General features: G+C 65.7%; 18 protein-coding genes and 2 pseudogenes. 8 read left to right on the plus strand and 12 right to left on the minus strand.

Annotated elements, in window-relative coordinates:
* Positions 1-25: 25 nt before the first annotated feature.
* The 7 genes from ABIF91_RS27710 to ABIF91_RS27740 form a co-directional block, all read right to left on the minus strand.
* Positions 26-1,057 carry an NAD-dependent epimerase/dehydratase family protein gene (locus ABIF91_RS27710; RefSeq protein ID WP_028178311.1) on the minus strand — a complete coding sequence of 344 codons (1,032 nt, stop codon included), beginning with the start codon at positions 1,055-1,057 and terminating at the stop codon, positions 26-28.
* A 28-nt stretch (positions 1,058-1,085) separates the two neighbouring features.
* Positions 1,086-1,622: an Mpo1-like protein gene (locus ABIF91_RS27715; protein WP_063709770.1), complete on the minus strand. Its 537-nt coding sequence runs from the start codon at positions 1,620-1,622 to the stop codon at positions 1,086-1,088.
* Between the two features lie 153 nt (positions 1,623-1,775).
* Positions 1,776-2,441 (minus strand): OmpA family protein, encoded by a 666-nt coding sequence (locus ABIF91_RS27720; protein ID WP_028178313.1) that lies wholly within the window; start codon positions 2,439-2,441, stop codon positions 1,776-1,778.
* Positions 2,441-2,857, minus strand: coding sequence for a hypothetical protein (locus ABIF91_RS27725; RefSeq protein ID WP_028178314.1), 417 nt, complete (start codon positions 2,855-2,857; stop codon positions 2,441-2,443). Before ABIF91_RS27725 ends, ABIF91_RS27720 begins: the two co-directional genes overlap by 1 nt.
* An 88-nt stretch (positions 2,858-2,945) precedes the next feature.
* Positions 2,946-3,230, minus strand: coding sequence for a type II toxin-antitoxin system HicB family antitoxin (locus ABIF91_RS27730; RefSeq protein WP_028178315.1), 285 nt, complete (start codon positions 3,228-3,230; stop codon positions 2,946-2,948).
* Positions 3,231-3,236: 6 nt separating this feature from the next.
* A complete protein-coding gene (locus ABIF91_RS27735; RefSeq protein WP_424579825.1) occupies positions 3,237-4,064 on the minus strand; it encodes a 3'-5' exonuclease in 828 nt (275 codons plus the stop codon).
* A complete protein-coding gene (locus ABIF91_RS27740; protein ID WP_424579498.1) occupies positions 3,973-5,778 on the minus strand; it encodes an ATP-dependent helicase in 1,806 nt (601 codons plus the stop codon). Before ABIF91_RS27740 ends, ABIF91_RS27735 begins: the two co-directional genes overlap by 92 nt.
* A 245-nt stretch (positions 5,779-6,023) precedes the next feature.
* Between ABIF91_RS27740 and ABIF91_RS27745 the strand changes: the two genes are divergently transcribed.
* Positions 6,024-6,197 carry a DUF1328 domain-containing protein gene (locus tag ABIF91_RS27745; RefSeq protein WP_028178317.1) on the plus strand — a complete coding sequence of 58 codons (174 nt, stop codon included), beginning with the start codon at positions 6,024-6,026 and terminating at the stop codon, positions 6,195-6,197.
* 274 nt (positions 6,198-6,471) lie between these two features.
* Here ABIF91_RS27745 and ABIF91_RS27750 read toward each other — a convergent pair whose 3' ends face one another.
* Positions 6,472-6,978, minus strand: coding sequence for a thioesterase family protein (locus ABIF91_RS27750; RefSeq protein ID WP_028178318.1), 507 nt, complete (start codon positions 6,976-6,978; stop codon positions 6,472-6,474).
* 83 nt (positions 6,979-7,061) lie between these two features.
* Between ABIF91_RS27750 and ABIF91_RS27755 the strand changes: the two are divergent.
* Positions 7,062-8,487, plus strand: a pseudogene (locus tag ABIF91_RS27755) (FAD-binding oxidoreductase).
* A gap of 66 nt (positions 8,488-8,553) precedes the next feature.
* On the opposite strand, the gene ABIF91_RS27760 reads toward ABIF91_RS27755, so the two are convergent.
* Both ABIF91_RS27760 and ABIF91_RS27765 read right to left on the minus strand, forming a co-directional pair.
* Positions 8,554-10,035, minus strand: a complete 1,482-nt coding sequence (locus ABIF91_RS27760; protein ID WP_028178320.1) for a caspase family protein — start codon at positions 10,033-10,035, stop codon at positions 8,554-8,556.
* Positions 10,036-10,135: 100 nt separating this feature from the next.
* The gene (locus ABIF91_RS27765) at positions 10,136-11,302 is read right to left on the minus strand and encodes an ABC transporter substrate-binding protein (protein ID WP_028178321.1); all 1,167 of its coding nucleotides are present in this window, start codon (positions 11,300-11,302) and stop codon (positions 10,136-10,138) included.
* Positions 11,303-11,589: 287 nt separating this feature from the next.
* Between ABIF91_RS27765 and ABIF91_RS27770 the strand changes: the two genes are divergently transcribed.
* From ABIF91_RS27770 to ABIF91_RS27785, 4 genes are all read left to right on the plus strand, one after another.
* The gene (locus ABIF91_RS27770) at positions 11,590-14,022 is read left to right on the plus strand and encodes a bifunctional diguanylate cyclase/phosphodiesterase (protein ID WP_424579499.1); all 2,433 of its coding nucleotides are present in this window, start codon (positions 11,590-11,592) and stop codon (positions 14,020-14,022) included.
* 151 nt (positions 14,023-14,173) lie between these two features.
* The gene (locus tag ABIF91_RS27775; RefSeq protein WP_028178323.1) at positions 14,174-15,472 is read left to right on the plus strand and encodes an MFS transporter; all 1,299 of its coding nucleotides are present in this window, start codon (positions 14,174-14,176) and stop codon (positions 15,470-15,472) included.
* Between the two features lie 158 nt (positions 15,473-15,630).
* Positions 15,631-15,975, plus strand: coding sequence for a PAS domain S-box protein (locus tag ABIF91_RS27780; protein WP_424579500.1), 345 nt, complete (start codon positions 15,631-15,633; stop codon positions 15,973-15,975).
* Positions 15,872-17,149: a PAS domain S-box protein gene (locus ABIF91_RS27785; RefSeq protein WP_424579501.1), complete on the plus strand. Its 1,278-nt coding sequence runs from the start codon at positions 15,872-15,874 to the stop codon at positions 17,147-17,149. The genes ABIF91_RS27780 and ABIF91_RS27785 overlap by 104 nt, the downstream gene beginning before the upstream one ends.
* Before the next feature lie 35 nt (positions 17,150-17,184).
* Here ABIF91_RS27785 and ABIF91_RS27790 read toward each other — a convergent pair.
* A protein-coding gene (locus ABIF91_RS27790; RefSeq protein WP_129557670.1) for an IS3-like element ISRj2 family transposase occupies positions 17,185-18,314 on the minus strand; the annotation gives its coding sequence in 2 pieces (ribosomal slippage) (positions 17,185-18,062 and positions 18,062-18,314; 1,131 coding nt in all).
* A gap of 74 nt (positions 18,315-18,388) precedes the next feature.
* Here ABIF91_RS27790 and ABIF91_RS27795 point away from each other — a divergent pair.
* Positions 18,389-19,585 (plus strand): annotated as a pseudogene (locus ABIF91_RS27795) (putative bifunctional diguanylate cyclase/phosphodiesterase); the annotation flags it as partial.
* Positions 19,586-19,702: 117 nt separating this feature from the next.
* A complete protein-coding gene (locus tag ABIF91_RS27800; RefSeq protein ID WP_155252071.1) occupies positions 19,703-20,047 on the plus strand; it encodes a hypothetical protein in 345 nt (114 codons plus the stop codon).
* Between the two features lie 146 nt (positions 20,048-20,193).
* Here the strand turns inward: ABIF91_RS27800 and ABIF91_RS27805 are convergent, their stop codons facing one another.
* Complete coding sequence (locus ABIF91_RS27805; RefSeq protein WP_028181636.1) at positions 20,194-20,415, minus strand: hypothetical protein; 222 nt, start codon at positions 20,413-20,415, stop codon at positions 20,194-20,196.
* Positions 20,416-20,451: the final 36 nt, after the last annotated feature.

Consider the following 20,451-nt stretch of genomic DNA (forward strand, 5'->3'; position numbering starts at 1 on the left):
AGGTTCTTTGCGTTGGGCGGAGCGATCAGCTCGCGCGCGAGGAGAGCGCGTGATGCTTGATGGCGCCGGAGGGCTGCTGACCGTTGCGGGCGAGCAGATGGGTGATGGTTTCGCGCAACACCGGCTCGATCGGACGCGGCGAATAGCCGAGCTCGGTGCGCGCCTTGCCGATCGAGAGGTCGCTCGCGGCGAGCGCGATGCGCACGCCCTCGGCGGTGCCGTTGGGCGGCCGGCGCGTGACGTGATCGGCGATGTATTCGAGCATGATCGCGGAGAGCTCGGCGATCTTTCCGGGCACGGCGACCGGAAACTGCCGGCGGCCGCTCATCGCCGACATCATCCGCAGGATGCGACCGAGCGGAACGCAATCGCCGCCGAGAATGTAGCGCTGGCCGAGGCGGCCGCGTTCCATGGTCAGCACGAGGCCCATGGCGACGTCGCGGACGTCGACCAGGTTGACCAGGAAGTCGAGATGCGGCTGCACCTTCTTCTGGAGGAAGTACCACAGCATCGCGGTCGGCGGCGTCAGATTGTGGTCGGCGGCGCCGATCGGCATGGTCGGCGTGCCGATCACGAGCGGGAAGCCCGCGGCCGCCGCCTTTGCGGCATGATGCTCGGCGAGCGACTTCGATCGCGTATAGGCGCCGGGCATCGCGTCGGCCGGTTGCAGCGCCTCTTCGGCGGGAACGCCTTTGAGGTCGGAATAGGGGAACAGGATCGATTCGGTCGAGCAGTGCAGGAAGCGCGAGACACCGCGCTTCATGGCAGCCGCGAGCACGATCTCGGTGCCGCGGCAATTGACGTCGTGAAAGTCCTGCTTGTTGGCGACCCACATGCCGGGCAGGCCGGCGAGGTGATAGACCTGATCGACACCGGCGATCGCAGCATCGACCGCGGCGCCGTCCAGCACCGAGCCGTGGACGTGTTCAACGTCGGCATTCGCCGCGGCCGGCACCCGGACATCGAGAACACGGACCCGCTGCCCGCGGGCGCGGAGCGCTTCGACGAGATGATGTCCGATGAAGCCACTGCCACCGGTAACCAGGACGAGAGCCATGCAGAAGGTTGCTGTTTCGCTTTTGGAGTTATCGGGTCGAAAGGGAATTGGTCGGAAGAGGCGCCAGAATCGCGGCAAGGTCGCGACGGAAGCCCAAGGCAATGAACAATTTTGCCATCACGAACATCGGTCCAAGCAAAAGATGCGAAGGAAAAGTGAACAAGGAGGCCTCGCGGCCCTCAAAAACCTTGTGGCCGATGGTCTGCGCGGCGAGGCCGAGCACCACCAGCGTGGCGAAAATTGCCCACAGGGCCGTAGTGCTGACTTGCGCTGCGGTCGTCGTCGCAACCGAAAATAGTACGACGGAGACGGCCAGAATGCCGAGCCCGAGCGCCATGTCGAGCAGCAGCCAATAGATCAATACCGGCAAGGCCAGGATCACGGCCAGGCTGACGTTGAAACCGAGTAGCGGAAGCTTGACCAGCGTCAGCGGCAGCACGGCGCCGGTGAACAGCAACAAAATGCCGACCACATGCATCGCCGTGTTCCGGGGATCGCGATGGTACTCGACGTAAACGGCAAGTTGGCGCTGAAAGAAGCCACCCATTTCGGTCTCATGCTGCATGGGGTCAGGAAGGGCGAAAAGAGGCTATAGCACCGGACCCGGCGGTGCACAAACCGGCGCTTTTGTCGCGCCAAGCCGTGCTGATGCGCCCCGGGACAGGCTGCAAAACGCCAGCGCTTCAAAGGGTTCCGCTCGCCGCGGAACCGCGTTCGCTCAGCGCTTCTTGGCGGGTTTTTTCGCCGCAGGCGCAGGGGCCGCGGCCGGACGCGGCTCCTCCGGCAGCTTGGCATAGGTCAGGATCTGCAACTGCCCGTTGACGGCCGAGGTCGGCTTCGCCCGGTCGAGAAATTGCTCCTCGCCGAGGCCGATCGGATGCAGCCGCTTGGTCGAGATCTTGAACGTGTTCACCAGCACGTCGCGGATCGCGTCTGCCCGCCGCTGGCTCAGGATCGCGTTGGCCTCGCGCGTCTTCGAATTGGATTCGACGTGGCCGACGATCAGGAAGGTGTAGGGCAGCAGCGAGGCATGCACCAGCGCATCCGCGATCCGGCCGACGGTCTGGTAGGACGCCGGCTGGATGATCGGCGTGTCGGCGTCGAACTGGATCTGCGCATTGAAGGCCGGCAGCTTGGCGAGATCAGGCGCGATCAGCGGCCGGTTCACGGGTCCCGGATCGTTCTTGATCCTGGTCTTGGCGCGCTCCATCACCTGCTGCTTCAGCGCGGGCAGATCGACCTCGGCGGCCTCTTCGAAATGGTTCAGCTTGTCGACGATGTCGTCGCGGGTCGGCGCTGCCGTTTGCGCGCCGGCAGTGCCCGCGAGCAAAGCGAGCCCCAGCGCAACGATCGTTCCGGTAGTGAAGAGCCCCTCCGCGCGCATCAGCGATACCCCGCGTCGTCGACGGCCTTCAGGCAGTTGTTGCTGATGCCCTTGGGCGTCGAGACCAGGCAGGGGACCGACTTGCTGGTCTCCTTGGTCGAGCCGCCGCAGACCTTGACGATCTCGCGCTGGCACGCGTTCGCCACCGTGACGCGCGCGGCGACGCGCTTCTGGATGGCGTCGAACACGCCGAAATAGTCGCTCGCGCATTGCGGGGACAGCACGTCGCGGTTGCGCGACAGGCACTCCTTCAGCCGGTTCGAATCCGGATTGACGCCGCGGCAATTGGCGACGATTTCCGCGCCGCAGCTTGCCGCCAGCTTTCCGATCGAATCGCCAAAGCTCATGGTCTCCGCCGCCGCAAGCGACGGCATCCCCAATGCAAGCACGATCAACGTGATGGAGCCCCGGAACATGGGTTTATCTGATACGGGGAAGTTCGCGATGGTCAAGGGCTGTTCGGCGGAGAACCGTCGAACGCCCGGGGAGTGCGGCGAACAGTCCTCACTCCGAGGCATCGAGGGGCGGCCATTCGATCAGGAAAGCCGTGTGTTTCCCGAGATCGTCGGCAAAATCAGGATCGGCCTTGAGCTCGTCCAACGTCCGCGGCGGGGGAAGCTGGCGGCCGTCCGCGGCCAGCTCCTGCGCAAAGAATGCGAGCGCCTCGGGCGCATTCTCCAGCGCCTCGTCGACGTCGTCGCCGCCGGAGACGCAACCGGGCAGGTCCGGAAACCAAAGGCTCACGGTGTCCGGGTCTGCATCCTCGATGATGGCAACGTACTGAGCCACCGGGCCTCACGCCCTTTGCACGAAGCTGTCCACGACCTTCTTCTCGCCGGCCTTGTCGAAGGCGATGGTGAGCTTGTTGCCGTCGATCTTGGTGACGCGGCCGTAGCCGAATTTCTGGTGGAAGACGCGGTCTTCGAGCGAGAATTCCGACGTCGTGCCGGTCGATTTGGCGACCAGCTCGCCTTCGATCGTCAAGGGCCCGCGCCGGCGCGAGGAGAAGCTGCCGAAGTCGGGGCCGGATGACGAGGAGGTCGAGAACGTGGTGGCCTCTTCCTCGAAGCCGCCCCGGCCGCCGCCGCTGCGGCCGCCGCCGCGGTTGCGGTTGGCCTGGGCGCGCTGCCAGCCCGGCGTCGAATAGCTGGAGCCGAATGCCTCCATGTCGTCGAAGCGCGAGGCGCCGTACCCGCCGGTGCCGCCCCAGGCCGAGCCGCCCTTGGATTCCGTGATCTCGACATTGGCCGCCGGCAATTCGTCGAGGAAGCGCGACGGGATCGTGGTCGACCAGGTGCCGTGGATCCGCCGGTTGGTTGCAAAATAGATCTTTGCGCGGCGGCGTGCCCGGGTGAGGCCGACATGGCCGAGCCTGCGCTCCTCCTCGAGGCCGGCGCGGCCCTGTTCGTCCAGCGTGCGCTGGCTCGGGAACAGGCCTTCCTCCCAGCCCGGCAGGAACACGTTGTCGAATTCGAGGCCCTTGGCCGAATGCAGCGTCATCAGCGACACCGCATCGTCCTCGGCGCCGCCCTCACGGTCCATCACCAGCGAGATGTGCTCCAAAAACCCTTGCAGGTTCTCGAACTCCTCCATCGAGCGCACGAGTTCTTTCAGGTTCTCCAGCCGGCCGGCGGCGTCCGCCGAGCGGTCCTTCTGCCACATCTCGGTGTAGCCGCTCTCGTCGAGCACGATCTGGGCAAGGTCTGTGTGCGCGGTGACCTCGCGCTGGGCGCGCCAGCGATCGAACTGGGCGACGAGATCGCGCAAGCTTCCGCGCGCCTTCGGCTTCAGCTCGTCGGTCTCGACCACCGCACGCGCGGCCTCGAACAGGGGAATGCGGCGCTTGCGGGCATGGTCGTGCAGCATCTGCACGGTGGCATCGCCAAGGCCGGCGCTTCGGCGTATTGACGATGCGCTCGAAGGCGAGGTCGTCGGCCGGCGAGTTGATGACGCGCAAGTACGCCAGCGCGTCACGGATTTCGGCGCGCTCGTAGAAGCGCGGACCGCCGATGACGCGATAGGGCAGGCCGAGCGTGACGAAGCGGTCTTCGAATTCGCGCATCTGGTAGGAGGCGCGCACCAGGATCGCGATCTCGTTGAGCTTCTCGCCCTGGCGCTGCAGCTGCTCGATCTCCTCGCCGATGCCGCGGGCTTCCTCTTCGGAATCCCACGAGCCCGTCACCGTGACCTTCTCGCCGTCCTGATCCTCGGTGCGCAGCGTCTTGCCGAGCCGGCCTTCATTGTGCGCGATCAGATGCGAGGCGGCGGCGAGGATGTGGCCGGTCGAGCGATAGTTGCGCTCGAGGCGGATGACCTTGGCTCCGGGGAAATCGTGCTCGAAACGGAGGATGTTGTCGACCTCGGCGCCGCGCCAGCCATAGATCGACTGGTCGTCGTCGCCGACGCAGCAGATGTTTTTCAGCCTCGCAGCGGCTGGCGCCAATGCTTGCGCCGCTAGGGCCGCGTCCCTGCTGGGGTCATCGATCGCGTCCGGAGCGGCCGCGACCGGCAGCGCTGGCTGCGAAGGCGCCTGCGACAGCAGCCGCAGCCAAAGATATTGCGCGACGTTGGTGTCCTGGTATTCGTCGACCAGGATGTATTTGAAGCGCTGCTGATACTGCCGCAGGATGTCCGGGTGCTCGCGGAAGATCCGGATGTTCTCCAGCAGCAAATCGCCGAAATCGGCCGCGTTCAGGATCTTCAGCCGTTCCTGGTAGCTCGCATAGAGCTTGCCGCCCTTGCCATTGGCGAAGACGGCGGCCTCGCCCGAGGGCACCTGCGACGGCATCAGGCCGCGGTTTTTCCAGCCGTCGATCAGGCCGGCCAGCATGCGTGCCGGCCAGCGCTTGTCGTCGATGTTCTCGGCCTGTAGCAGCTGCTTGAGCAGCCGGACCTGGTCGTCGACGTCGAGCACGGTGAAGTTCGACTTGAGCTGTGCCAGCTCGGCATGGAAACGCAGGATGCGGCCACCGATGGAGTGGAAGGTGCCGAGCCACGGCATGCCCTCGACGGCATGGCCGAGCATCTGGCCGAGCCGGTGCTTCATCTCGCGCGCGGCCTTGTTGGTGAAGGTCACCGACAGGATCTCGGCGGGGCGGGCGCGGCCCTGGCTCAGGATGTGGGCGATGCGCGTGGTCAAGACGCGCGTCTTGCCGGTGCCGGCGCCGGCCAGCACGAGAACCGGACCGTCCAGCGTCTCCACGGCCTCGCGCTGCTCGGGATTGAGCCCGGAGAGGTATTTCGGGCCCACCGAGGCGCGCGCACGCGCGGCGATGCCGCCGGCTGCGGGCTGGTGGTCGGGGACATTCTGGGACGTGATCTTGCTCGGCTCGGTCATGCGAATCATTGGCCCCACGATGGCACCGCGGGGTGGTGGAAGGGAGCCTTCTTAACAGGGATTGGTGTCTATATGGGGCGCCGGGGACAGGTTTTCCACGTGCGCGGCAGGCCGATTTGTTCCAGCACCGGCCGCGAATTTCGCGCCCGCATGGGCCGGAACCATCGTTCCCGCGTCGAGATTGTCTGGACAGGTGGCGCGGCCAGCCGCGTCGACGCAGACAACATCAAGACGAGGGTTTGACCATGCTAGGCTGGGTTGTGACGTTTCTGGTTATTGCACTGATCGCCGGCGTCCTGGGCTTCGGCGGCATCGCCGGCGCTTCGATCGAGATCGCCAAGATCATCTTCTTCATCGCGGTCGTCCTGTTCCTGGTCTCGGCCGTGGTCGGCCTCGCGCGCGGCCGCAACAGGATATAGCGCTATCCTCGCGGCGCATCCTTCGAGACGCCCGCCTTCGGCGGGCCCTCAGGGTGAGGGCGGAGTGTGCGGCAGCAGTTTCAAGGGACACCGCTTTAGCGAAGCCTCATGCTGAGGAGACCGCCACCGGGTCCGCGCACAGCGCGGCCCGATGACAGGCTCCGCGGTCGTCTCGAAGGACGAGGCGCTTGCTCAGGCCCGTCCGAAAAGTCATATGCGATAGCCCTCCCCGCCGGGGAGAGGTGAAACCACCAGGCGGATGCAGCCTGAGCTGCTACCGCTTCGCGGGCATCGCCACACTGCGGCCGATGTCCTCGGGCCGCGGCACGGCGGCGTGGGCCTTTGTGATCCCAGCGATACGTTCGCGGATGTCTGGCGGAAACGGCGCGACGCGCCGTGCATTCATGTCCATGTGCAGCGACATGTTCTCGGACGTGGCCGACAGCCAGCCCTCGGTCGCGTGCCGCATCTCCTCGAACGTGTGCAGCCGCTTGTCGTCGGCCTCGAGCAGCCAGACGAGGATCTGCACGGGATCGCCCAAATGGATTTCCCGGAGATACCGCACATGGCATTCGGCCGTGAAGGTCGAGCCGCCTCGCTCCTTCATGTAGGTCGGCCCGATCCCGAGCTCCAGCCAGAGCTGGTCGATCGCGCGGTCGAACATCACGTTGTAATAGGCCATGTTGAGATGGCCGTTATAGTCGATCCATTGCGGCTCGATCTGCATGATCGAGGCGCGGAACGGCGCGGCTTCGGGCCTTGAGGCGGCAGTCTCCGGCATGTTTCCTTCCAGCTATGCGTCCGGTCGCTTGACTTGACCGGTTTTATGTCCTTTGCCACGGTTCTTCTTTCGGGAGGAATTCCGTGGGTACGACCATCACCAATAATCCGCCGCGGCCGGAGCCGAAAGCCCTCGCGAGCACGCTGGAGCAGCTTGCCGCACGTTTCGGCAACCGCCTCATCACCTCGCAGGCCGTGCGCGAGCAGCACGGCCATACCACAACGTGGATCCCCAACCAGCCGCCGGACGGCGTGGTGATGGCGCAGGAGACCGCCGACATCCAGGACGTGGTGCGGATCTGCGCGAAAAATCGCGTGCCGGTCATTGCCTTCGGCACCGGCACCTCGCTCGAGGGCCAGGTCAACGCGCCCGCGGGCGGCATCTCGATCGACCTGCGCGACATGAACAAGGTGCTGGCGGTGCATGCCGAGGACCTCGACTGCGTGATCCAGCCCGGCGTCACCCGCAAGGCGCTGAACGAGCATCTGCGCGACCAGGGCCTGTTCTTCCCGATCGATCCCGGCGCGGATGCTTCGCTCGGCGGCATGGCCTCGACCCGCGCCTCCGGCACCAACGCGGTGCGCTACGGCACCATGCGCGACAGCGTGCTGGCGCTCAAGGTGGTGCGCGGCGACGGCGAGATCATCACCACAGGCACGCGCGCGAAGAAGTCATCCGCCGGTTACGACCTCACGCATCTGTTCGTCGGCGCCGAAGGCACGCTCGGCATCATCTCGGAGCTGACCATCCGTTTGCGCGGTATCCCCGAGACGATCGCGGCCGGCGCGGTCTCGTTCGAGACCGTGCACGGCGCCTGTCAGGCCGTCATCCTGGCGATCCAGACCGGCATTCCCGGTCGCACGCATCGAGCTGCTCAATGCCGCGCAGGTCAAGGCCTGCAATGCCTATTCGAAGCTGACGCTGCCGGAGACGCCGCTGCTGCTGATGGAATTCCACGGCAGTGAGATCGAGGTCGCCGAGCAATCCAAGGCCTTCGGCGAGATCGCAAAGGATTGCGGCGGCGGCGACTTCTCCTGGACCACCAAGCCGGAGGACCGCACCAAGCTGTGGCAGGCGCGGCACGACGCCTATTGGTCGGTGAAGGCGCTGCGGCCCGGCGACAGCATCGGCGTGGTCGCGACCGACGTCTGCGTGCCGATCTCGCGGCTCGCCGACTGCGTCAGCGAGACCGAGGAGGATCTCAAGCGCCTCAATTTGCTGTCGCCGATCGTCGGTCATGTCGGCGACGGCAATTTCCACTGCTCGCTGGTCTGCGATACCAACGATGCCGAGGAGATGGCGCGCGGCGAGGAGTTCATGCATCGCCTGGTCGAGCGCGCGCAGGCGATGGACGGCACCTGCACCGGCGAGCACGGCATCGGCCAGGGCAAGCAGAAATATCTCAAGGCCGAGCTCGGCCCCGAGGCGCTCGATGCGATGCGGGCGCTGAAGAAGGCGCTCGATCCGCTCAACATCTTCAACCCCGGCAAGATCGTCCCGGAAGCGTAGCGAACCAAGACAGCCGCACGCCGGCTCGCCTGAACGCGAGCCGGCGCGATGTTGTGCCGGGTCGGATCAGTACCTGCGGTAGTCGCCGCGCGCCGGGCCGCCATAGCCGCCGCCGTAGCCACCGCGGCCCATGCCGATTCCGATCCCGATGCCGACACCCACGGCTGCGGGCGGGGGCGGCGGCGGGGCACGCTCGTAGACGACCACTTCTTCGGGCGGGGGCGGCCGGCGCGGCTTCGGCGGCGTATCGACGACCTTGCGCTTCGGCGGGGTGTCGTCGACGCGTTTCTTGATGGTGGGCGGAACGCTCGGATTGACGGGCGTCGCCGGCGTCGGCGTCGAGCACGGGCAGGTCGGTGCCGTCGCGACGGCGATCGGGGCAGGCGCCGAGGCGGCGGCGACGGGTTGGCCGTAATTGCGGTTCTGGACGCGCAGCAGCAGCCGGCGAGCGGTCGCAGCCAGGTCGCTATTGTCCCAGTTCACAAGGTAAGCCTCGAACGAGGCGCGGGTGTTGATCGCGGTGGCGCGCTCCCACGCCAGCATCTGACGCCGGCGCTCCAGCACGGTGCGCAGGCGCGGCGTGCGGGTGTCCTGCGCGTAGAGCTCGACATAGGCCTGATACGCCTCGACAGTGTCCTCGGTGATCACGAGCTCATAGGCGACCATGGCAGGCTTGCCTCGTAATTCTTTGCGCCAGTCTTCGAGGCTGCGCGTGCCGCCGGCGAGCGCCATCGCCGAAGCGCCGGGAAGCGCGGGCGTGCTGCCGCTGCTCTCGCCGAAGAACCTGAAGTCGGTGGTCAGGGACGAGCTTTCCCAGGGGATCTGCCGGCCGTCGGTCGATTGCGCCACGGCGACGCGGATCCGCTTGAAGACCTCCTCGATCGGCAGATTGGGCTGCTTGGCGATGGTCAGCGCAGCCGCGGTGTAGGGGCTGTCGATGCCGTTGCCGTCCTCGGCTTCGGCGCCGGGCGAGGTCGAATAGGAGATGAAGGAGCCGGGCGCGCCGGCCTTGGTGTCGACGATCGCAAGTCCGTGGCCGGCGCCGCTGAGCGCGGGGAACGGATTGTTGCGGCAGGCATCGAGCATGAAGATGCGCGCCCGCGTCGGCAGCGCGCCGAGCGTGCTGAGAAGGTCGTTCAGCCGCACCCCCTGGAGCGGAATGTCGGCCTCGCGCTTGGGGTCGAGATCAACCGGCACCAGATAATTCTCGCCGTCAATCTGCAGGCCATGGCCGGCATAGAACACCAGTGCGACGGTATCGGCGCCGCTGGCACCGACCTTGCCGGCGAAATCCGAGATCGCCGCGCGCATCTCGTTCTGCGAAAGGTTGGCCGCGGTGGTGACGGTGAAGCCGGCATTGCCGAGCAGCTCCGTCATGCCTTTGGCATCGTTGGCGGCGTTGGGCAGCTCCGGCACGGCACGATAGGCGGATTGACCGATCACCAGCGCAAGCCGCGTTTCGGCGGCGGCGCCGGTCGGCGTCATCAATTGCGTGAGCGCAAGAAGCCCGGATGCAAGCAGAAGATTGGAAAAGGTTGGACGGCGCATGGTGTCACCTCCATCGGCACTACGCGCGATGATGTCACTTTTTCTACGTCTGCGCCATGAAGCCGTCTGTGCGCTGGATCACGGAGCGAATCTTCTACGGCTACAATCGGTCGACCGCCGTGAACGTCCCGTCCTTCTGGATCACCGTCAGGAACACCTTCGGCGGCGTGTCGATCATGCGCGGGCCGACGGTGACGATGGTGCCGCTGATGTCGAAACGGCCGATATCGTTGATGGTGCGCAACAGGCTCGCGCGTGTCGGCTGCGGTCCGGCCCTTTCCAGCGCCGCGGCCGCGAGGCGACCGGAGATATAGCCTTCGAGCGACACGAAGTCCGGTGTCAGCGTCGGATCGAACGCCTGCTGCGCCCTCTGGTAGTCGGCGACGAGCTTGAGCGAGCGGTCCCAGGGAAAAGGCACGACCTGCGAGACGATGACGCCTTCGCCGTCCGGGCCAAGCTCCCCGGCGAGCGCGTTGGCGCCGACGAAGGAGACGTTGACGAAGGTCGGAGAGAAGCCGCTGCGGCGCGCGAGCTTGATGAATTCCGCGCAGGGGCCGTAGGTCCCGACCATGACGACGGCTTCGGGCTCGGCGCGCTTGATCACCCGCAAGGCCGCGGCGACAGCGCGGGTGTTGCGCTCGAAAGTGCCCTCGGCGGCGAGTTCGAGGCCGCGCCTCGCAAGCGCCCGCTTGACGCCGAGGAGGCCGTCGCGGCCGAAGGAATCGTCCTGGTAGAAGATGCCGATGCGGGTGAAGCGGCGATCCTCGGTGAGGTGCTTGACCCAGGCCTCGGCCTCCGCGCCGTAGCTCGCGCGGATGTTGACGACGTTGGGAAGCTCGAGGTCGCGGAGAAATTCGGCGCCGCTGAAGGGGCCGATGAAGGGAATGTTCCTGGTGCTGGTGATCGGAATTGTGGCGATGGCGGTCGGCGTGCCGACCGCGCCGATCAGCGCGAACACCTTGTCGTCCTCGATCAGGCGCAGCGTCTGCGTCACCGAACGATCGGGGTCGTAGCCGTCGTCGCGGCTGATGAGTTGGAGCTTGCGGCCGTGGACGCCGCCCTTGGCGTTGATCTCGGTGAAGGCCGCGACGATGCCTTGCCGCATGCGCTGTCCGAGCGCGGAGGAGGGGCCCTCGAGCGCTGCCGCCTGACCGAACAGGATCGCGTCCTCGCCGACGCCGACTTCGTCGCCTTTGGCGGAAAGCGTCGCTGCGGTCAACAATGCGATGGTCAAGCCGACGTAGGTCGCGAACGGCGATGGTGACATGAGGATGCTTGCCGAATACAGGACGGGTTGCGGAAACGATAAATCCTGCGGGCTGAACAGGACGCTAATTTGTGCCGCGTCGACGGTCCGTAAGACTCCGGGCAAAATCGGCAAGTTACTGCCACTCTGCCGGAACTTTCTGGGCAATCGTTAACTAAGCCGCGCGATGCGCGGCGGTGCGGTTTGCGAAATTGGGCAGTTCTTAACCCCGATCCTGGTCCGGTAGTCGCGCCGGCGGCTCAACCAGAAGTTCGTGCCGCCGTACCGATGGGGACTTGCAGGTCAAGATGGGCGGTCGCGATCAGAACGATCAGGATCGGAGGCGTATGAGCGGATGGTGGCGTGCCGCGCCGCTGCTCGGGCTTTATCGCCCTGCGCTCGTGGCGGTCGGCATCGGCCTGCTGTTCTCGATCGTGGGTGCTGCCGCCGTGGCGCGGTGGGAAGATCGCGTCAACCGGGGCGAGTTCGAGAACGCCGCCGAGACCCAGTCGATCGTCATGCAGAACGGCATGAACGAGTACATCTCGCGGCTTCTCGCGCTGCGCACGCTGTTCGAATCGACCAGCGACGAGGTCACTCGCAGCGAATTCGAGACCTTCAGCGCCCGCCTGTTCGAGCGCCATCCCGGCATGCTGCGCCTTGCCTGGTTGCCGCGCGTCAACAGCAAGGAGCGCGCCGAATACGAGGCTGCGGCGATCGCCGACGGCGTGTCCGGCTATCGGATCAAGTCGTTGCAGGGTGAGAGATTCGTCACCGCAACGCAGGGCGACGAATATTTTCCGGTGTTCTACTCGACTCAGCCGAAGACCTCGTCGGTCTACGGCATGGACTACGCGACCGTTCCGGAGCGCCGGGCGCTGCTGGAGCGTGCGCGCGACAACGATCGCGTCGCAGCCATTCGCACGCGCCTGTTCGAGCCGAAGCAGGGGGGCAGCCGGGTGCCCGACGTTCTCGTCGCCATTCCCGTCTACGCCAAGGGCACGTCGCGCGAGGAGATCGCGGACCGGCGCCGCAATCTCGCCGGCTTCGTGGTCGGCATCTTCGACCTGCCGCTGCTGATCCAGTCCATTCGCGTGACCACCGGAGCAAGCCCGGCAGTCAGCATGAACGTCTACCCGCCCTTCGCGGCGCAGGTCGCCAACGAGGAGGAAACGCTGCCGGATTACTCGTCGGCCGCCACCGCGCCGCGTTCGATGCGGGACATCGCGCAGGCCGTGCACTGGTCGGGCAGTCTCAAGATCGGTGATACCGACTGGCAGGTGCGGGCGGTTCCAACCGCTGGCGGTCCGCTGGCGACGACTTACGATCGCGCGGGCGCGGTGCTGATCGTCGGCATGCTGCTGACGATGTCGCTGTCGACCTATCTGATGCTCGCGAGCCGCAATTCGCGGCGGCTGTCGCAGGCGAACCGGCGAGTGCTCGAGCTTGCCCAGACCGACATACTCACCGGACTGCCGAACCGCGCCTTCTTCCTCACCCGGCTCGACGAGATGCACGGGCAATCCGGCGTGACGGGTCTGCCCTTCGCGATCCTGATGCTCGACCTCGACCGCTTCAAGAACGTCAACGACTCCCTCGGTCACGCAGCCGGCGATGCGCTGCTGCGCCAGGTGGCGCAGCGGTTGAAGTCCGCGATGCGTGCGAACGACGTGCTGGCGCGGCTCGGCGGCGACGAATTCGCCATCATCCAGGAAGCCTGCGAGGACCAGCGCGCCTGCTCGACCGAGCTGGCGGCGCAGATCGCCAAGCTCGTGAGCGAGCCTTTCCTGCTGCCGGGACACCGCGTCGAGATCGGCACCAGCATCGGCATCGCGATCTCGCCGGACCACGGCAGCGACCAGGAGCAGCTCCTGAAGAAGGCGGATCTCGCGCTCTATCGTTCGAAATCGGCGGGCCGCAACTGCTTCACCATCTACGACGAGGCGATGTCGGCCGAGCTGGAGGCCCGCAACACGCTGGAAGGAGATCTGCGCGACGCCATCGCACAGTGCCAGCTGGAGGTGCACTACCAGCCGTTCGTCGACGCCCTCAGCGGCGTACGGCGCGGCTTCGAGGCGCTGGTGCGCTGGCGACATCCGACGCGCGGACTGATCCCGCCGGACCAGTTCATCTCGCTTGCGGAGGAGACCGGTCTGATCGTGCCGCTCGGCGAATTCGTGCTGCGGCGCGCCTGCGCTGACGCCGCCGGCTGGCCCTCCGATCTCATGGTCGCCGTCAACCTGTCGCCGATCCAGTTCAAGGAGGCTGAGCTGTTCGACATGATCTGCGCGGCGCTCGCCGATTCCGGCCTGCCGCCGCAGAGGCTGGAGATCGAGATTACGGAATCCGTGCTGCTGGAGCGCGCGGTCGAGAACCACGCCTTCATGGAGCGGCTGAAGAGCATCGGGATCGAGCTGGCGCTCGACGATTTCGGCACCGGCTATTCGTCGCTCAGCTACCTGACCGCGTTCCCGTTCGACAAGATCAAGATCGACAAGTCGTTCATCCGCAACCTCACGCATCAGCCGCGCAGCTCCGCCATCATCTCCGCGATCGTGACACTGGCGCGCGGGCTGGACATGTCGGTCACGGCCGAGGGCGTCGAGACGTGCGAGGAGTTCGAGCGGCTGAAGGTGCTCGGCGTCAATTTTGCGCAAGGCTATCTGTTGGGCAGGCCGCAACCGATCGAAGGGATCCAGTTCGACGAGCCGGCCAAGCCTTCGCGGCGCGACGCCGCCTGAACGCGCCTCGCGGGGCGTGGATGGCCGGGACGAAGTCCGGTCCGACGCCGTGGCAGCTCCGTCCTCGCCCAGCGGGCATGCGCGAAAAAGCGCTTGACCAGAGCATTCCCGGATGATCCGAAGGAGCGTCTAGGGATGAAACAAGCACAACATGCGGCTTCCGTTCTTCTACGGCTGGGTGGTGGTCGCCGTGACCTTCGTCACCATGGCCATCGGCGTCAACGCGCGTACCGCCTTTTCGCTGTTCTTTCCGCCCATCATCTCCGAGTTCGGCTGGGAGCGCGGCGTCACGGCGGGCGCCTTCTCCTTCGGCTTCGTGGTGTCGGGCGTGGTCAGCCCGCTGATCGGCCGCCTGATGGATCGCGCCGGTCCGCGCGCGGTGATGGAACTCGGCGTCGTGCTGATGGGCGGCGGGCTGCTGCTGGCACCGCTGACCAGCGCGCCGTGGCATCTCTATGTCACTATCGGCGTCATGGTCGGTGCGGGCTCGGTGTGCCTCGGCTATTCCGGCCAGTCGCTGTTCCTGCCGAACTGGTTCATCCGCAAGCGCGGCTTCGCCATCGGCATCGCTTTCGCCGGTGTCGGCATCGGCTCGGTGACGCTGCTGCCATGGGTGCAGCACATGATCGAGCAGACCGGCTGGCGCACCGCCTGCACGGCGATGGGCCTGCTCATCCTGGTGGTGCTGGCGCCGATAAATCTGCTCTTGCACAAGCGCCCGCAGGACATCGGCCTTGAACCGGACGGCGACGCCGCCCCGGCGCCGGGCGCGGCCCAACCGGTCTCCAACGTCGTCGATCCCGTCTGGGTCGGGATCGACTGGACGCTCAAGCGAGCCGTCGCGACCGCGCGCTTCTGGTGGATCGCGCTCGGCTATTTCTGCGGCCTTTACATCTGGTACGCGGTGCAGGTGCATCAGACCAAATTCCTGCTCGACATCGGCTTCAGCCCCAATGTTGCGGTGTGGGCACTCGGCATCGTCAGCCTGCTCGGAATTCCCGGCCAGATCCTGCTCGGCCATGTCTCCGACCGGATCGGGCGAGAATGGGTGTGGGCGATCAGCTGCGCGGGCTTTGCGATCTGTTTTGCGGCGCTGATGGCGCTGAAATTCCAGCCGTCGCTGTGGCTGGTTTACCTGATGGTCCTCACGCAAGGCGCGCTCGGCTACGGTCTCACCTCGATCATGGGGGCGGTGGTGTTCGAGATCTTCCAGGGCAGGCATCAGGGCAGCATCTTCGGCACGATCATGCTGGCGGCGCTGGCCGGTGGTGCGGCCGGACCATGGGTGACGGGCTTCCTCTACGATCGTGCCGGCGACTACACGCTTGCCTTTGCCATCGCGATCGTCATGAGCGGATTGTCGGCGCTCGCGATCTGGCGGGCCGCGCCGCGCAAGGTGCGGGCCGTCGCCGGCCGGCTGCACAAGCTCCCCGGCGATATTGCGAGGTAGGTTATCTCAAGCATCGCATTGCTCGTTCCTTCTTCGGAGAACGTTAAGCATGTCACGTCTTGGCGTGACGCCACGGGCCCGCAAAAACGTCTTGGACACCACCCGAGCGCTAGCGTCGGTTCAGTACCACTTGTTCCCGACGCCGTCCGGTTCCAACGATGTCTGCCTCCGATTGTCCCGCGACCGAAATCCCGGACGTGCTGCGCGCCGCACTCGCACGCGCCGAGGATGGCGTCGTCATCGTCGATGACGCGCATCGCATCACGCACTTCAACCCTGCCGCGGAGCGGATCTGGAAGCTCGCTGCCACCGAGGTGCTCGGCCGCAACGCCGCCGTTCTCACCCTCAAATGTCTCGAGGCGCGGCGCGACCGCGGATTTCCGCGAGGAGATCAGCCTCGTGCGGCGCGACGGCAGCCGCATCAAGGCGCAGGTGTCGATGTCATCAACGACGATTGGCGGCGCGACCCATCGCATCGTGTTCGCACGCGACGTCACTCTTGATGCGGAGCGGCGCGTCAGGATCGGGCTTCTCCACGCCGTCGCCGACCAGACTAACCGCGCGGTGATCATCACCGACGTCGATCAGAACATCGTCTACGTCAATTCGGCGTTCACGGCGCTGTTCGGCTATACCAGCGAGGAGGCCGCAGGTCGCAGCGCCGACGGGCTCGTTGCCGGTCGTCACACCGATCGCAAGGCCCTCGCGAAGGTCGTCAGGCGCCTGATGCGTGGCGGCCATCGCGGCGAGGCCGAACTGCTCGTCTACGATAAGGACGGCGAGGAGATCTGGGTCTCCGCCCGGATCGACACGTTCCGCGACAGCAAGGGCCGGGTCAAGCATATCTTCGCGCTGCTCGAGGATATCACCGAGACCAAGCAGCTGCGCTCGCTTCAGCAGCTCATCATGAGCGCGCTCGCCGACGAGGTGCCGATCGGCGAGATCGCCGACCGGCTGTGCCGCCGCGTCGAGGAGATCGCGCCGGACGTGGTCTGTTCGCTGCTTCACGTCGATGCCGCCGGCCTGATCCATCCGCTCGGCGGTCCCAGCCTGCCTGAGGACTATTCCCGCGCGCTGGACGGCATCGCGATCGGCCCCAATGTCGGCTCCTGCGGCACCGCGGCCTTCTACGGTACGCCGGTTCTGGCGACCGATCTCGACACCGATCCGCGCTGGCAGCCCTACAAGGCGATGCCGCTCGCGATCGGCCTGCGTGCCTGCTGGTCGACCCCGGTCAAGGCCAAGGACGGCCGCGTCATCGCGACCTTCGCCTTTTACTATCGCGAGCCGCGCGCGCCGAGCAATTGGCACCGGCGCATCGTCGAGGCCTGCGTCGACCTCGGCGCCTTCGCGATCGAGCGCAAGGAGGCGCGCGCCGAGATCGCGCGGCTCGCCTATCACGACATCCTCACCGGCCTGCCCAATCGAGCCCAGTTGCGGCACCTGATCACCACGGCCATCGATGCCTGCTCGACCGGCAGCCATGTGGCGCTGGCCTTCCTCGACGTCGATCATTTCAAGGACGTCAACGATACGCTCGGTCACGCCGCTGGCGACGAGCTCCTGAGAGCTGGCCCCGGTTGTTTGGACAGCGCCCCGCTGGATTTAAGTGGATTCCTGCCGGGTTATGCTGAACGCGGGGCTTTACGGTTTTGTCGTTGCGTCGGGAGGGCGTAGCCCGACCAGAGCGACGACAAAACCGTCGGCGACGGTCATGCGGCCATCACCATAGCTTGCGTGCCGAAGTAAGCCTCGTCGGGCGTGCGCCCGTCAAGGCTCGAGTGAGGGCGTCCCTGATTGTAGAAGGCCAGATACTTGGCAATTGACGCTCGCGCCTCGGACACGCTGTCGTAGGCGCGGAGATATACTTCTTCGTATTTGACCGTGCGCCAGAGCCGCTCGACAAACACGTTGTCGCGCCAGGCGCCCTTGCCGTCCATGCTGATGGCGATCTTCGCGTCCAGCAGCACATCGGTGAACTCGAGGCTGGTGAACTGGCTGCCCTGATCCGTGTTGAAAATCTCGGGCCTGCCGTGCTTCGCCAACGCCTCCTGGACCGCTTCGACGCAGAAGGCCGCCTCCATTGTGATCGAGACGCGATGGGCCAGGACCCGTCGGCTGAACACATCGACGACCGCCGCGAGATAGACGAAGCCACGCCGCATCGGAATGTAGGTGATGTCCATTGCCCACGCATGGTCGGGCCGCTCGATCTTCAATCCGCGCAACAGGTACGGGTAGATCTTGTGACCCGGAGCCGGCTTGCTCGTGTTCGGGCGACGATAGACCGCCTCGATCCCCATGCGCTTCATCAGCGTCGCGATGTGGCGGCGACCGGCGTATACGCCCTCCCGCCGCAGCAACGATCGCAGCATACGCGCTCCCGCGAAGGGATAATCGAGATGCAGCTCATCGAGCCGACGCATCAAGGCAAGGTCCTCGGCCGAAACTGGCCGAGGTTCATAGTAGACCGTGCTGCGAGCCAGCTTCAGGACCTTCGCCTGGCGCACGATAGAAAGATCATGATCGCGGTCGATCATCGCTTTGCGCTCAGCAGGCCCGCCTTGGTGAGCGCGCCGGACAAAAAATCGTTTTCCAACGCCAGCTCGCCGATCTTGGCATGTAACGCCTTCAAATCGACCGGCGTCTCGGCCGATGTCTTGTCATGCCCAAACACGCCGGCGGCGCCTTCCAGGAGCTGGTTTTTCCAGATCGTGATCTGGTTCGGATGAACATCAAACAGTTGCGCCAGCTCCGCCAGTGTCTTGTCGCCTTTGACCGCAGCCAAAGCAACCTTCGCCTTGAATGCCGGAGAATGCGTCCGGCGGCTCTTCTTCGTCATCTTCGCTCCTGATTCGCAGCAAGAATCCTCGCCGCTGTCAGGCAGAAAATCCACTCAAGCTACTGTCCGAATTTGCGGGGCCAGCTCTCCTGGTCCAGCTCGCGCAACGCCTGCGCGAGCATATCGGTCCCGGCGACATGCTGGGGCGGCTCGGCGGCGACGAGTTCGTCATCCTGCTGCCGCAACGCAACGTCGAGAGCGCCGAGCGCGTCGCGGCCGATATCGCCGAAGCGCTGGCGCGCCCGCTCCGGCTCGGGTCGAAGCTGATGCCGATGTCCGCCAGCATCGGCATCAGCCTCTACCCCGATCACGCCACCGATATCGACACCTTGATGCAGCAGGCGGATGCCGCCATGTACATGGCCAAGCAGGCCGGACGCTCGACCCATCGCATCTTCAGTGCCGAGATGAACGTGCTCGCCGAGCAGCGGTTGGCCTTGATCGCGGCGCTGCGCCGCGCGATCGCGGAGGGCGCACTGAGTCTCAGCTACCAGCCGCAGATCCGCAGCTGCGACGGCGCGATCCATGGCGTCGAAGCGCTGGCGCGCTGGCGCGATGCCGCGCTCGGCGAGGTCTCGCCGGCAAAGTTCATCCCGCTCGCCGAGGAATGCGGCCTGATCGAGCAGATCGGCCTGTGGTCCGTGCGCGAGGCCTGCCGGCAGATCGCGAGCTGGCGCCACGCCGGGCTCAACATTCCCTGCGTCTCGGTGAACCTGTCGCCGATCAATTTCCGCAACGTCGCGCTGGCGGCGCGGCTCAAGGACATCCTGGCCGAATACGATCTGCCGCCGGACGCGCTGATGCTGGAGATTACCGAAGGCGCGTTCATGCAGGACGGCGTCGCGGCGCTGGAGACGATGAACGCGATCCGCGAGCTCGGCGTCGGCCTCTCGGTGGACGATTTCGGCACCGGCTACTCCAGCCTCAGCCGGCTCGCGCATCTGCCGATCCGCGAATTGAAGATCGATCGCAGTTTCATGCGCGACATCGAGAAAGACGCGGGCGCGCTCGCGATCGCCACCGCGGTGGTCCGCGTCGGCCAGGGCCTCGGCATCACCGTGGTCGCCGAGGGCGTCGAGACCGAGGGGCAGCGCAAGACGCTGGCCGAGCTCGGCTGCGACATCGTCCAGGGGTTCCTCTATACACCCGCGTTGCCCCCTGTCGCCTTCGAGCGCTGGCTGATCGACCACTGCGCCGAGCAGGCGAGGGCGATGCTGCGGCGGCTCGATATTGCGCCGGCGGGCGAGGCTGCGGTGCACCGGTCGGCGTAGCTGCCCTCGGGCGATATTCGAAGCCGATAGGGAACGCATTGGCGCCCGGCGATTTGGTCCTCGACATCCGCCGGAGGGGCACCGCGCCACGTCCTGCTTGCAAACTGCATGGGCCCGATGAAAAGACCGGAAAGCAGCGCCACCGCCCGAGCGGCAGGCTTTCGACCTTCGCAACCGCAGCTTAAGGCCATCACGGCATGGATCGCCTGTCAGAGCGACAAGCCCAGCCTGTCCGAGGCCATAAGCCGCCTGGTGGAACTGGGGCTTGCGTTGCACGCCGATACGGATCGCCAGAAGCAGCGCGCTCGCAAAATGGCCGGCGATGCGATCGATCGCATGGGCGACACGACGACGACGGCGCAGGACAGGGCAGTCCGCAAGGGGAATCTGCTCGACGGGCCCAAGGAATTCGACCGCGTACGAGTTGATCGGTCCAAGCGCAGCAAGCCGATCCGAGAATAGGCTGGGCACCAAGACGTCGCCGGTTGGCGAGGGAGGCTGAACGACGCAGCCAGTCCGAGAGGACGATTTGAGTGTCGCAGTTCTACTTTGATATCTGGGACGGTGAATCGTCGGAAAAACCGCCGCGCACTTTTCCCGATCATGCTTTAGAGCATCGGAAGCACGACAATCCCGTCTTCGAGCTCCCCTGAAGCAAGGCGCGCCCGGGCCATACGCTCGAACTCCGTTCGGTGCTTCTGCAGATAGCTGAAGGCCTGCTTCTGGGTGTTGAATGTCGTGGCAAGCCGGCACAGCTGGCGGTTTGCGCCGGATGCGAGAAAGAAGGTGATGGTTCCGTGGTCTGGTTTGATTCTAGGCACGATCTGCACTCTCCGGCAATGAGATCGGCACTTCAAGTTTGGCCG

The sequence above is a fragment of the Bradyrhizobium sp. USDA 241 genome (assembly GCF_049739505.1).
GTDB classification, from domain to species: domain Bacteria; phylum Pseudomonadota; class Alphaproteobacteria; order Rhizobiales; family Xanthobacteraceae; genus Bradyrhizobium; species Bradyrhizobium liaoningense.